Annotated in this window: 13 protein-coding genes; 5 read left to right on the forward strand and 8 right to left on the reverse strand. The window is 43.2% G+C overall.

Going from position 1 to position 12,249, the window contains the following annotated elements:
• Positions 1–211 precede the first annotated feature (211 nt).
• Positions 212–1,048, forward strand: coding sequence for a DUF6279 family lipoprotein (locus SJY39_RS17075; protein WP_010431073.1), 837 nt, complete (start codon positions 212–214; stop codon positions 1,046–1,048).
• A 90-nt stretch (positions 1,049–1,138) separates the two neighbouring features.
• On the opposite strand, the gene SJY39_RS17080 is transcribed toward SJY39_RS17075, so the two are convergent.
• The 4 genes from SJY39_RS17080 to SJY39_RS17095 form a co-directional block, all read right to left on the reverse strand.
• The gene (locus tag SJY39_RS17080) at positions 1,139–1,762 is read right to left on the reverse strand and encodes a PolC-type DNA polymerase III (RefSeq protein ID WP_010431070.1); all 624 of its coding nucleotides are present in this window, start codon (positions 1,760–1,762) and stop codon (positions 1,139–1,141) included.
• Between the two features lie 65 nt (positions 1,763–1,827).
• Positions 1,828–2,232, reverse strand: a complete 405-nt coding sequence (locus SJY39_RS17085) for a PPC domain-containing DNA-binding protein (RefSeq protein ID WP_010431067.1) — start codon at positions 2,230–2,232, stop codon at positions 1,828–1,830.
• A 113-nt stretch (positions 2,233–2,345) separates the two neighbouring features.
• Entirely contained in the window at positions 2,346–3,542 is a 1,197-nt protein-coding gene (locus SJY39_RS17090; protein WP_010431064.1) for a DEAD/DEAH box helicase, read from the reverse strand.
• Between the two features lie 196 nt (positions 3,543–3,738).
• Positions 3,739–5,370, reverse strand: a complete 1,632-nt coding sequence (locus SJY39_RS17095; RefSeq protein WP_010431061.1) for an NAD(P)/FAD-dependent oxidoreductase — start codon at positions 5,368–5,370, stop codon at positions 3,739–3,741.
• 254 nt (positions 5,371–5,624) lie between these two features.
• Between SJY39_RS17095 and fdxA the strand changes: the two genes are divergently transcribed.
• Positions 5,625–5,948 (forward strand): ferredoxin FdxA, encoded by a 324-nt coding sequence (gene fdxA / locus SJY39_RS17100; protein WP_004731764.1) that lies wholly within the window; start codon positions 5,625–5,627, stop codon positions 5,946–5,948.
• 96 nt (positions 5,949–6,044) lie between these two features.
• Here fdxA and SJY39_RS17105 read toward each other — a convergent pair whose 3' ends face one another.
• From SJY39_RS17105 to SJY39_RS17115, 3 genes are all read right to left on the reverse strand, one after another.
• Entirely contained in the window at positions 6,045–6,779 is a 735-nt protein-coding gene (locus SJY39_RS17105) for an RNA methyltransferase (protein WP_016793079.1), read from the reverse strand.
• 192 nt (positions 6,780–6,971) lie between these two features.
• Positions 6,972–8,024, reverse strand: coding sequence for an aldo/keto reductase (locus tag SJY39_RS17110; RefSeq protein WP_032545978.1), 1,053 nt, complete (start codon positions 8,022–8,024; stop codon positions 6,972–6,974).
• A gap of 287 nt (positions 8,025–8,311) precedes the next feature.
• Positions 8,312–8,458 carry a hypothetical protein gene (locus SJY39_RS17115; protein WP_010431051.1) on the reverse strand — a complete coding sequence of 49 codons (147 nt, stop codon included), beginning with the start codon at positions 8,456–8,458 and terminating at the stop codon, positions 8,312–8,314.
• Positions 8,459–8,805: 347 nt separating this feature from the next.
• Here SJY39_RS17115 and pepT point away from each other — a divergent pair, with 347 nt between their 5' ends.
• From pepT to SJY39_RS17130, 3 genes are all read left to right on the forward strand, one after another.
• Positions 8,806–10,038 (forward strand): peptidase T, encoded by a 1,233-nt coding sequence (gene pepT, locus SJY39_RS17120; RefSeq protein ID WP_010431048.1) that lies wholly within the window; start codon positions 8,806–8,808, stop codon positions 10,036–10,038.
• Between the two features lie 76 nt (positions 10,039–10,114).
• Positions 10,115–10,582, forward strand: a complete 468-nt coding sequence (locus tag SJY39_RS17125; protein WP_010431045.1) for a DM13 domain-containing protein — start codon at positions 10,115–10,117, stop codon at positions 10,580–10,582.
• A gap of 151 nt (positions 10,583–10,733) precedes the next feature.
• Entirely contained in the window at positions 10,734–11,576 is an 843-nt protein-coding gene (locus SJY39_RS17130; RefSeq protein ID WP_016793078.1) for a mechanosensitive ion channel family protein, read from the forward strand.
• 200 nt (positions 11,577–11,776) lie between these two features.
• On the opposite strand, the gene SJY39_RS17135 is transcribed toward SJY39_RS17130, so the two are convergent.
• The gene (locus SJY39_RS17135; RefSeq protein ID WP_010431039.1) at positions 11,777–12,220 is read right to left on the reverse strand and encodes a dCMP deaminase family protein; all 444 of its coding nucleotides are present in this window, start codon (positions 12,218–12,220) and stop codon (positions 11,777–11,779) included.
• Positions 12,221–12,249: the final 29 nt, after the last annotated feature.

Raw genomic sequence — 12,249 nt, forward strand, 5'->3', positions numbered from 1 at the left:
TTTTTAGTTTAATCATTTGTCGAAATGGTGAGATTATCAAGGCTAAGTCTCAATTTACCTCAAAGTTTTTACTGTCACGGCTTATTCGGGCTAGTTTTATAAGAGGTAGCTTTAGCATTTTAAGGTATTAAGTAATGTTTTAAGATCTTGAGCTAACCTTAGAAGATCGTTTTGTATTTCATTGCTTGGTAAAATGTTGTGAGAGGGTGTGATGAGAAAGTGCCGTTGGCTAGTCGTATTGATCTGTTTTCTATTTGCTGGGTGTGGGACGAAATTCGCCTATAACAACATAAGTTGGTTTGTTGTGAGTTATATCGAAGACTTTGTTTCTCTAACTAACAGTCAAGAATCAGAACTTGAAGAGCGATTGGATTTGTTACAGCAATGGCACAAAGAAACTCAACTACCGCTGTACGTCTCACAATTAGAAGTGATTGAAAATGTAGATCGCTCCGAGCTCACCTCTGCTTTTATCGTTAACCAAAGTGATCAAATAAAAAATCATATTCGCTCAATTGTTAATAAATTCTCACCTGATATTTATGCGTTGAGTATGCAGCTAAGTGCGAAACAAGATAATCAGTTCCTTAAAAATTTTCGAGAGAAACAACAAGATTCCTACCAAGAAAGATTGTCCTTAAATGATGAAGATTCGAGAGAGCGATACCGAGAACGAGTAAAAGAAAGGCTAGAACGATGGTTAGGTTCGGTATCGAAAGAACAAAAACAGATTATTTTTGCTTGGTCGCAAGAGTGGATAAATACCAATGACAGCTGGCGAAAATATCAAAATAATACATATCAGGCTCTATCGACGCTTACTGAAAAGAAGACTGATTTGCATATTGCTCAGCCTATTATTATGAAGCTGTTGCTTAACCATGAAGCTTATTATCCTGATGGCCTTGAATCCACGCTTACTAAGAATACGGAGACATCCGCCAAATTCTTGGTCGATATCGCAGCCACAAGTAGTGATAAGCAATGGGTATATTTTATGAATGAATTAGAAAGCCTCAAGTCAACGTTGGTCGCACTGCAAGAGTAGGGCGGCTCTAAGTAACACTTGTATATAATAAGGCTGATTTCGCGAAACGAATCAGCCTTTATTTCGATCTATGGTTTGTAGCTGATAGCTTTAATTGCGATTGCTCATTAGCAGCTTTGGAATCGAGCCTTTAGCGGTCTTAGATATTTTCTGCATCAGTTGAAAGCTCGGCTGTTGAATACCGTGATCACTTTGCAGTTCATCAATCATCAATAACCACAATCGTGCTGTCATTTCTGAATCGGCTAACGCTCTGTGGAAAGTACCGTCGTTGTCGATATTCTTAAAACGCACAAGGTCGCCTAGCTTATGAGTCGGTGCGTCTTGGATTAGGCGGCGAGCAATCAACATTGAGCAAGCGAACTTGCCTGTGTAGTCTCGGCCAATAAAGTCTAATTCCGCATCGAGAAAGCGCTTATCAAACGACGCATTGTGAGCAACAAGTTGGCTGCCTTGGATAAAGTCTGCAAATTCATCCATCACTTCACTGCAACTGGCCGCCGTGCTTAACATACGGTTATTGATTCCGGTATAGCTTTCAATGAACCCGCTAACACGAAACCCTGGATTCATGAGTTGCTGGAAGGTGTCGACGACTTCGCCGTTAACTAATTTAACCGCACCGATTTCAATTGCTCGGTCACCCATATTGGGTGATAAGCCTGTGGTTTCGAAATCGAGAACGATAACGGAATCTGCGGAGTTTGGAGCCATCATGTTTCCTAATACTATTTGGTTGTATCGCTTTATATGGGGCGCTAGTGCTGCTACGGGTCAATCTATTGCGTGTTGTTGCTGATAGTGAGCTCAGTGTAACCTGTCGAATCGTCATGCTCTCTGTTGAAGGTCAAGGTATCGTAGCGGTGAACAATCAATTCAGCAGTGGTCGCGATAATCGTCCCTTCAAGCAAGTGCCCACCAATCACATTTCCATTTTCATCAGCAACGGATATATGAACATGCTGGTGGTTTGGGGTTAGCGTTGCCATAAGCGACACAATTTCGAACGGAGCTTTGATTAGCTTGGTGTTGTTCGCATTAGCCAAACGAATATTGAGTTGAGAAACACACCCGACACACGACGCGACAGAGCCCGCTGAGATATTGTGCGCTGTCACAAGCTTTTGGAGTTCAAGCTTTAGGTCTTGCCCACGGGTTAACCTCGTTGCGATAGGAGTGATCATCTTATTGCCTCAGTTTTATTTGTATTTCAAAGAACAAAACGAAGCCACATAGGGCTTCGTTTGATTTTCATTTTGGCTAACGTGACTTTTGTATTTTCTGTAACTGAAATTACTTAGTCTTGTTGCTGTTCTCTTTTCTTCTTAGGAACGAAGTTCAATACTGAAATTGGTACTTCTTTGCGTGGCTCGAAACCTTCAACAACGCGACGTTCAATCAAGTGACCAAGACGTTTTTCAATAATACACAGGTTCTTGAAGTTATCTTTCGATAGGAAAGAGATCGCTTCACCAGATGCATCAGCACGGCCTGTACGACCAATACGGTGAACATAGTCGTCAGCTGGGAATGGGATGTCGTAGTTGACTACGCGGCTTAGATTATCGATATCTATACCACGAGCAGCAACCCCTGTTGCAACTAGATATTTTAGACGACCTTTCTTGAAGTCAGCCAGAATCTTTTCACGAATCGCTTGGCTACGTCCACTGTGGAACGCTTCTGCTTGGATACCACGCTTTTCAAGTTGAGCAACCAACTTAGCGGCGCCGTGCTTAGTCTCGATAAAGATAAGTGCTTGGTCCCACTCGCCGTCAGTGATCATGTGGCTTAACAGTGCAGATTTACGGTCCTTATCGACTGTAACTAGCCATTGTTCAATGTTCGCTTTAGATGCGTCAGTCTTGGCGATAGAAATCTCTTCCGCTTCACTGATTGCACTTTTCGCTAGCGCACGCACTGGCGTTGATAGCGTTGCTGAGAACAACAAGTTTTGAATATTTTGTGGCAAACGCGCGATGATTTTGTTGATGTCTTCAATGAAACCCATGTCTAGCATGCGGTCGGCTTCATCAAGAACCAGTACTTCGACTTCATCAAAGTGAACGGCACGTTGTCCGTACATATCGATCAAACGACCTGGTGTTGCCACAAGAATATCTACACCTTCAATAAGACGATCTTTCTGGTGTTGGTAAGACACGCCACCGTACATCGCTAATGATGTCAGGTTTAGGAACTTTGCGTACTTAGTAATGTTCTGTTCAACCTGAATCGCAAGCTCGCGAGTTGGTGTCAAAATAACAGCACGAATACGTTTTTTACGTTGTGTTTCACCTTTACTTAGCATTTCTAAGATAGGGAGAACAAAGCTCGCAGTTTTACCTGTACCTGTTTGTGCAGCAGCAATTAGGTTCTTACCAGAAAGCACAATCGGAATTGCTTTTTCTTGAATAGAGGTTGGCTTTTCATAGCCTTGTTTTGCAACGGCTTTAACAATAGGTGAGCTTAATCCAAGCTTGGAAAATGGCATAAGTTTCTCGGTATGATTTGGCTAAATAGCGATGGAAAGGTTCAACAATCTTATATGAGGATAAGATTAATGGCTGCATTCTACCATGTTGCTTGCTCACCGCTAGTCACATGCACATAAAAAAATCCAGTGTCGACAAGACACTGGATTTTCAGTTTTGGGTGTTCGCTATTTAGCTTGGGTTTATCGAAAGCGTTTAAGCGATCTCAATCTTCTCGGCTTGGTTTTGCTCTGCCATTGATAGTGCTAGCGCTTCTGCAGCCTTAATACCATCGATACCAGCAGAAAGGATACCGCCTGCGTAGCCTGCACCTTCGCCAGCAGGGAAGAAGCCCTTAAGGTTGATGCTTTGGAAGTCTTTACCACGTTTGATGCATACAGGAGAAGACGTACGAGTCTCAACACCAGTTAGTAGGCCGTCTGGTGTAGAGAAACCTTTGATCTTCTTCTCGAACGCTGGGATTGCTTCACGAATCGCTTCGATAGCGAAATCAGGCAGTGCTTTTGAAATATCAGTCAGGTGGATACCCGGTGTGAACGACGGTTGTACTTCACCGATTGCACTTGGATCGCGACCTTTCAAGAAGTCACCGATTTTCTGAGCTGGTGCATCGTAGTTTTCACCACCAAGTACATAAGCGCCACTTTCTAGTTCACGTTGTAAACGGATACCAGCCAGTGCGTCACCTGGGTAATCACGCTCTGGGTCGATACCTACAACGATTGCACTGTTTGCGTTACGTTCTGCACGAGAGTATTGGCTCATGCCGTTAGTTACTACGCGGCCTTCTTCAGACGTCGCAGCTACTACAGTACCGCCTGGGCACATACAGAAGCTGTATACAGTGCGGCCATTCTTACAGTGGTGAACCAGTTTGTAGTCCGCAGCACCTAGGATTGGGTTGCCTGCGTTCTTACCGAAACGCGCTTCATCAATCATCGATTGTTTGTGTTCGATACGGAAACCAACAGAGAAAGGCTTCGCTTCCATGTAAACGCCGCGCTCATGTAGCATTTCAAACGTGTCACGAGCACTGTGGCCAACAGCCAGTACTACGTGGCGTGACTTGATTTCTTCACCGTTAGAAAGCGTTAGGCCAGTGATTTGGCCATCTTCCATATGAACGTCGTCTACACGAGTACTGAAACGGATTTCGCCGCCGAGTTCAATGATAGAAGCACGCATCTTTTCGATCATCGTAACCAGTTTAAAGGTACCGATGTGCGGCTTACTCACGTATAGAATTTCTTCTGGTGCGCCTGCAGCAACGAATTCTTCAATTACTTTACGGCCGTAGTGCTTTGGATCTTTTACTTGGCTATAAAGTTTACCGTCAGAGAAAGTACCTGCGCCGCCTTCACCAAACTGTACGTTTGATTCTGTGTTTAGCGTACGCTTACGCCAGAAACCAAAGGTATCTTTAGTACGTTCACGAACTTCTTTACCGCGCTCAACAATAATTGGGTTGAAACCCATTTGAGCAAGCACTAGGCCAGCGAACAGACCGCATGGGCCAAAACCGATAACCACAGGGCGCTCAGTTTGGTTCTCAACGGCCTTAGCGACAAACTTGTACTCCATATCAGGAGTCACTTTTACGTGCGGATCGCTGATGAATTGTTCTAGCAGCTCAGCTTCGTTTTCAACGAGAACATCAAGCGTGTAGATAAGTAAGATCTTTGATTTCTTACGAGCATCGTAGCCACGTTTAAAGATATTAAAAGATAGTACCTGACCAGCGTTAATGCCAAGCTTTGCTTCAATAGCGTCTTGAATGGCTGACTCTTCATGGTCTAGTGGGAGTTTAATTTCGGTTAAACGTATCATTTTGATGTCTCGTTTTTATAGGTGTCTTAGCTAGATCGTTTCTTAATACAGAGTTTGATGAAAACGCTGATGTTGAAAGAAGCGATAAGCTCACAATGGCGCGCATTTTACGAGAAATTGATTTATCTGTCATACTAATTTGGAAGCATGGAGCAAATAGACACGATATTAGAGTCGTATGATGTTGAATTTTGCCTTGGGATGAGTATTATCCCCCATTCTTCAATTTTGACTAACTTATAGAGCAGAGCATCATGGCGTTTGTCGTAGGCGATAATTGTATTCAATGTAAATACACAGACTGTGTGGCAGTGTGTCCCGCAGATGCGTTCCATGAAGGACCAAATTTCATGGTAATCAACCCGATCGAATGTATTGATTGTGGTTTATGTGTACCTGAATGTGATGCTCAAGCGATCTTTCAAGAAGATGAATTGCCAGAAGACCAAAAGATCTTTATTGAAGTGAATGCCGAGCTTGCCGAGATCTGGCCAGTGCAAACGGAAGTAAAAGCACCGATGGATGAAGCTGAAAAATGGAATGGTGTGTCTGATAAGTTGGCAATGCTAGAAAAGTAGTTGTTGAAAAGAACTCAAATAAAAAGGCGTACTGATTTAATCAATACGCCTTTTTAATATCTGAACACTGTCGACTGGCTCGTTAGCTTATGAGATCTAGCTATGCTGACGACGCATGTTGTCGAGAATAATACCGGTCGCCATTGCTACATTCAGAGACTCTGCGCCACCGAATGCTGGAATCGTAATCTTATCAGTTACGTATTTAGCGGCTTGTTCACGAATTCCGTGAGACTCACTGCCCATCAGTAAAATACCGTTGGCAGTAAATTCCGTCTTATGAACACTTTCGCCTTCTAAGAACGCACCGTAAACAGGCAGGTTCGCTTGTTCTAAGTATTCAGGTAAATCTGTTTGGCTTACGTGTACTCGGCCAAAGCTGCCCATAGTTGCGCTGATCGTTTTCGGGTTATATGGGTCTGCACAATCGCTGCTCGCAACGATATGCTGAATGCCATACCAGTCTGCTACGCGAATAATAGTACCTAGGTTGCCCGGATCAGACACGCCATCCAGCGCAATCATCAATCCAGTTGCTTTTGGTAATTCAAACGTTGGGATCTCAACTACAGCAATCGCTGCGTTGTTACTTACCAAAGTGCTTGCTTTGGTTAGGTCATCTAGTGAGGCTTCAACACAATCAAACTCAATCAATGACGCGTGATTTTCAGATAGGAAATCAGCGGTAGCAAAGACGTTTTTCACGACTAAGTCACTATTGAACAGCTCAAGAACGTTCTTTTCACCTTGAACTAGAAACTGGCCGTGGGCTTTACGTTGTTTCTTTTGGCCCAAAGCACGAAGGAGTTTTAATTGGTTTTTTGAAATCATGTTTTTATCCTAGATATAAGCCCGCGCATTATAGAGCAAAGGTTGGAGAACCAAAAGCGTGATAACTCATGCGATCCACTAAAAAGCAAAAGCAACCAACTTAAAAAAGAAAAGCGCACTAAATAGCGCGCTCTTATCTGATTTACTTGCTTAAGATTAAGCTGAACTGAGAAGGCTAGGTGAACTTATAGCTTAATATGGAACAGGGTAGCTCTTAAACACTGTGTTGATATCAGTGAGTATCTCTTCTGATAGAGGCTTGCTGAAAGCTGCTACGTTTTCTTTCAGTTGTTCCATGGTGGTTGCACCAATAATTGTGGAGGTGACACCATCAACTTGATTACACCATGCTAATGCAAGTTGGCTCGGTGTAAACCCGTGTGCGTTCGCCACTTCAACATAGCCTTTAACCGCTTCATTGGCAGTTTCAGTATCACGGAAGATGCCTTTACGTTGCATGTAAGTCCAACGGCTACCTTCCGGTCTTGCGCCATCGATGTACTTTCCACTCAACATGCCTGCAGCTAAAGGTGACCATGGTAGATAAGCGACATCTTCATGCACACAGTTCTCAATTAGATATGGCCAATCTTTTGCGTGCAGCAGGCTAAATTCATTTTGTATAGAGACCATACGCGGCAAATCATGCTTTTCGCTTAGCTTGAGGTAAGTGTTAATGCCCCAAGTTGTGTCATCTGATAAGCCGACATGACGAATCTTGCCCGCTTTAATGCAGCTCGCCAGGGCTTGTAGGATCTCTAGCATCTCTGCTTCATGTTGTTTTCTGTCGATATCGCTGAATCGAATATGATTTGGGAAATGTTTACCAAAGTGAGGCGTTGTCCGATTTGGCCAATGAAGTTGGTAAAGGTCGATATAGTCTGTTTGTAGGCGTTTTAATGACGCGTTAACGGCTGCGATCACGGCTTCACCGGTTATTGGACCACCATCTCGAACCCAAGGAAGTCCAGGTCCGGCAATTTTACTCGCGATGATTAATTCTTGGCGACGCTGCGGATTACGCGATAACCAATTACCGATAATCGCTTCTGTTTTACCGTAAGTGTCAGGTGAAGGTGGCACCGCGTACATCTCTGCGGTATCAATAAAGTTAATACCTTGGCTTAGTGCGTATTCGATTTGTTGGTCAGCTTGTTGTTGAGTATTTTGCAGCCCCCAAGTCATGCTACCTAGACAGATTCGGGAAACGGGAATTTGACTACTTCCTAGTTTTGAGTATTCCATTGAATTCGGGATTCCTGTGGTTAAGTTCTCTGGTACTCGCGTTATAGTTTTTGAAAGGGGCGAGTGAGGAATGAAAACGAATATGAATTATTAGCACAAAATGACACGACAAGGTATGGCTTTGGTGGGTTTAGTCAGGCGTTTTTTTGCGTTGCGAGTTTGCTTTACTCGGTCAGTACCAAGGTTTATGGATAATAAATCGGCAAGCATAAAAAAAGCTCTACGACATAGAGAAGTAGAGCTCATTTGTTGGGGGTACTATAAATTGGTACGTCGTATAACTTAAGTTAAGAGGCAGCGTTTGTATCAAGCCCGCCTTGGGCCTGCGCCTGTCTTAGAGCTTCCTGCCTTTGAACTTCTTTCTCAGTTAATACTGGTTGAAGCGTTTCCTCAGAGGCTTGAGGAGAGAAAATGAAATACTTATTAATCGTCATAACTGTGTCTCCGTGTAACGTATGACAAATTCTGCATCAAGGATAAATTGTGATCATCATCCACTTTGTACTTTTTTTAGGCTGAGAGCGAAGGGCGTAGAATGCGTACAAAGTCATCGTTTATCATCCCTGTGCAAGGTGTAACTGACGAAACCCTCTTTTTACAGTATAGGCGGCTTATTTAATTTCGCTCAATAATGATTTAGAGCAATTACACAGATGGTCAGGGGCGTAAGATGAAAAACCTCGCTACTGACTTTGTGTTTGTATTTATCGAATACTACATCGTTTTTTTAGATAACAATTAGGTCAGTAAATCAATTACTTAATCCATGGTGAGATAAATTATGGAAAAGCTTGTAGAACGTTTCCTGAATTACGTTACTTTTGATACTAAATCCGATCCCTCTAATCAGCAGTGCCCAAGTTCTCCGGGGCAAAATACGTTTGCTGAAGTCTTAAAATCAGAATTGGTCGCATTGGGATTAGCGGACGTCTCTTTAGACAAAAATGGGTATTTGATGGCGAAGCTGCCGTCTAATGTTGATTACGCGGTTCCTGCTATTGGTTTTGTAGCGCATATGGATACCGCTCCTGATGCTTCAGGAGCAAATGTGAAACCACAAGTGATCAAAGACTACCAAGGTGGCACGATTGAATTGGGTACAAGTGGTGAGAGTTTGAACCCAAGCCAATACCCGGACCTTGATGGCCTACACGGTCATGACCTTATCACTACAGACGGTACAACTCTACTTGGCGCTGATAACAAGGCGGGTATCGCTGAAATCATCAGTGCGATTGCCCATCTTAAAGCGAATCCAGACATCAAACATGGCGATATTTGTATTGGTTTCACGCCAGACGAAGAAATTGGCCGTGGTGCAAACCTGTTTGATGTTGAAAAGTTTGGCGCCGAGTGGGCGTACACCATCGATGGTGGGCCAGTAGGGGAATTGGAATTTGAGAACTTCAATGCCACGAGCGCTGACGTTATATGTCATGGCGTGAACGTTCACCCGGGTACCGCAAAAGGTAAAATGGTGAACTCAATGAACATCGCTGCGCAATTCCAATTGATGATGCCAGCGCAAGATACACCAGAGTGCACTGAAGGTTATGAAGGCTTCTACCATTTGAAATCGGCTGAAATGGGTGTGGCTCGCTCTGAGCTGGGTTATATCATCCGTGATTTTGAACGTGAGGGTGTAGAAGCGCGTAAGACATTCATGCAACAGAAAGTGGATGAACTGAACGAGCGTCTTGAGAAAGGCCGTGTTGAGTTGGTGCTAACTGATAGCTACTTCAATATGAAAGAGATGGTTGAACCACATCAACATATTATCGAGCTAGCAAAGCAAGCGATGATTGAATGCGATGTTGAGCCAATGATCAAACCTATCCGAGGTGGTACAGACGGTGCTCGCTTATCTTTCATGGGTCTACCATGTCCGAACATCTTTACTGGTGGCTATAACTTTCATGGTATTCATGAATTTATTACCATTCAAGGTATGGAGCAAGCGGTAAAAGTGATTGTTGAATTGTCTCAACGCACGGCAACACATTACCAAAAATAGCCGTTTGAAACGCGATATCTCTTTGTATTTTTGAGGGTATTCAATAATACTTTCTTTAGGCATAAGGGAGTACGCGATGAAAAAGTTAGTTTTACTTTGTACCCACTTAGCCGTGGGTGCTGTTGGTTTTGGGCTTGGTGTTTATGCGCTACCTATCTTGATTGAGCCTGATTCTCCGTCTTCAAGTTCGGTTGAAGCGATCAGCCAACAGGCTATCTACACAGGCGAGTTCAGCAAAGACCGTCAAGACAGTGACTTCTTACATTGGGGAGAAGGCATCGTTTCTGTGTCTGAAAGTGCGATCGCTTTTGAAGGTGAACTGGCACCGGGGCCGGATTATAAGGTTTACCTTTCTCCTAAGTTTATTGAAACCGAGCAAGCCTTTAATGAAAGTAAAAGCGAGTTACTGAGAGTGGGAGATGTGAAAACATTCGACCGATTTATGGTTAACCTTCCGGAAAGCACTGATCTTAATCGATTTAATACGGTTGTGATTTGGTGTGAAACTTTTGGCCAATTTATTACTTCTGCCAAGATAAAATGATAGCCTTACCTAAGCTAATTTAGGCACGAAAAAGCGCTCCATTTCTGAGCGATTTTTTATAATGTGTTGTATCGACCTAAATATGGTTGAGTTAGTCGCTGTAAAGCTCATTGTTATAGAGCTCAATGTTTTAATGCTAAAGGAATAAGTAATGGAAAAGATGTGGCAAGTAATAGATTTCCTACTCGCTCATAAATTTATTTTTAGTGCACTGATCATTTGCATTATTTTAATCATCCGTCGAATCACCTTGTCTCGAATTCGCGGTGATGTCGCTTTCCTTAGTGAAGACCAGCGTAATTGGATGTCACGAACAAAGAACGGCACTTTTGCTGTGATTGTGTTCACTATGTTTGTTTTGTGGAAACCTGAAATAAGCGAGTTTGCACTGTCTGTAACTGCCATTGCCGTTGCGATAGTCGTGGCTTCGAAAGAGATCATTTTGTGTTTCACTGGCTCTATTCAGCGAGCGAGTTCACGTTCGTTCCGAATTGGTGATTGGATTGAGGTAGGTAAAATCAGTGGTGAGGTGATTGAGCACAATTTGATGGCGACTGTGATTCAAGAAATCGATTTGTATCACGGGCAATACCACTTCACTGGCAAGACAGCCACGCTACCTAATAGCATGTTCTTCACTTATCCGGTAAAGAACCTCAACTTCATGAAGCGCTATGTCTATCACAACTTTTTTGTGACGGTAAAAGACTTTGTAAATCTATACCCAATGGTGCCGGATCTTATCGTGAAAATTGAAGAGCATTGTGAAGAGTTTATCGATGTTGCCCGTCGTTATAATGGTGTGATCGAGAAGCACGCTGGCGTTGACCTTCCAGGCTCTGAACCTCATATTCATATCACAAGCAACTCAACGGGCGAGCAAGAAGTGCATTTTATGATTTTCTGCCCAACGGAAAAAGCCGTTCACTTAGAGCAAGATATTCGCAAAGATTTTATGGAAGCGTACGCGTTGGAATTTCCAGCTAGCGCTTAATCTAGTTTTCCTGTTTGAACTAGGTTGCGCGTATAAGCATGTCCTAGTTAGGTTAGTTTTACTGAAATAAATAAAAAGCCGAGAGCGATCATATCGACTCTCGGCTTTTTTGTACTTGGAATCTAGCTCTACGCTAGCGGCAACGTACTTATCAGGGCAGTTTGCTTGTAGAGATCGCGACTTCAGATCACCTACTGAAGTTAGTCTAAATCAGCGAGTGGTAACCAATCGACGGTTACACCAGCTTGCTCAAACATATCTTGGCTTACTTTGATCTTGTCTCCCCAACGAGAAAGGAAGTCCTCACTTTGTTCTGGGCAATGAACGGCAGAGATACCCGTTTGGATGATCTTTGCAGCACAGTTAGGACAAGGGAAGTGAGTCACCCAAATTTCGCAGCTATCTAAATCACGCTTGGCGAATAGAATTGCGTTCTCTTCGGCATGCAGAGTTTTGAGGTACTTCATTTCACGATCATCAGTATCAGCACTGTCAGATACGCCATGAGGATAGCCATTAAAGCCCACCGAGACAATGCGGTTATGTTTAGTAATTACCGCACCAACTTGTGTTGATGGGTCCTTACTCCAAGAACCAACCAACTCGGCCATTTGATAGAAACGTTTAGCCCATTTTGAAATCATGTGAATTACCTTAAGTAATTAAATATGAA

The sequence above is a fragment of the Vibrio sp. R78045 genome, from assembly GCF_042466085.1.
GTDB classification, from domain to species: Bacteria; Pseudomonadota; Gammaproteobacteria; order Enterobacterales; family Vibrionaceae; genus Vibrio; species Vibrio cyclitrophicus.

What these genes read in the sequence shown, in the direction of transcription:
- SJY39_RS17075 (WP_010431073.1), top strand. Translation starts at nt 212, where the DNA reads ATGAGAAAGTGCCGTTGGCTAGTCGTATTGATCTGTTTTCTATTTGCT.
- SJY39_RS17080 (WP_010431070.1), bottom strand. Translation starts at nt 1,762, where the DNA reads ATGGCTCCAAACTCCGCAGATTCCGTTATCGTTCTCGATTTCGAAACC.
- SJY39_RS17085 (WP_010431067.1), bottom strand. Translation starts at nt 2,232, where the DNA reads ATGATCACTCCTATCGCAACGAGGTTAACCCGTGGGCAAGACCTAAAG.
- SJY39_RS17090 (WP_010431064.1), bottom strand. Translation starts at nt 3,542, where the DNA reads ATGCCATTTTCCAAGCTTGGATTAAGCTCACCTATTGTTAAAGCCGTT.
- SJY39_RS17095 (WP_010431061.1), bottom strand. Translation starts at nt 5,370, where the DNA reads ATGATACGTTTAACCGAAATTAAACTCCCACTAGACCATGAAGAGTCA.
- fdxA (WP_004731764.1), top strand. Translation starts at nt 5,625, where the DNA reads ATGGCGTTTGTCGTAGGCGATAATTGTATTCAATGTAAATACACAGAC.
- SJY39_RS17105 (WP_016793079.1), bottom strand. Translation starts at nt 6,779, where the DNA reads ATGATTTCAAAAAACCAATTAAAACTCCTTCGTGCTTTGGGCCAAAAG.
- SJY39_RS17110 (WP_032545978.1), bottom strand. Translation starts at nt 8,024, where the DNA reads ATGGAATACTCAAAACTAGGAAGTAGTCAAATTCCCGTTTCCCGAATC.
- SJY39_RS17115 (WP_010431051.1), bottom strand. Translation starts at nt 8,458, where the DNA reads ATGACGATTAATAAGTATTTCATTTTCTCTCCTCAAGCCTCTGAGGAA.
- pepT (WP_010431048.1), top strand. Translation starts at nt 8,806, where the DNA reads ATGGAAAAGCTTGTAGAACGTTTCCTGAATTACGTTACTTTTGATACT.
- SJY39_RS17125 (WP_010431045.1), top strand. Translation starts at nt 10,115, where the DNA reads ATGAAAAAGTTAGTTTTACTTTGTACCCACTTAGCCGTGGGTGCTGTT.
- SJY39_RS17130 (WP_016793078.1), top strand. Translation starts at nt 10,734, where the DNA reads ATGGAAAAGATGTGGCAAGTAATAGATTTCCTACTCGCTCATAAATTT.
- SJY39_RS17135 (WP_010431039.1), bottom strand. Translation starts at nt 12,220, where the DNA reads ATGATTTCAAAATGGGCTAAACGTTTCTATCAAATGGCCGAGTTGGTT.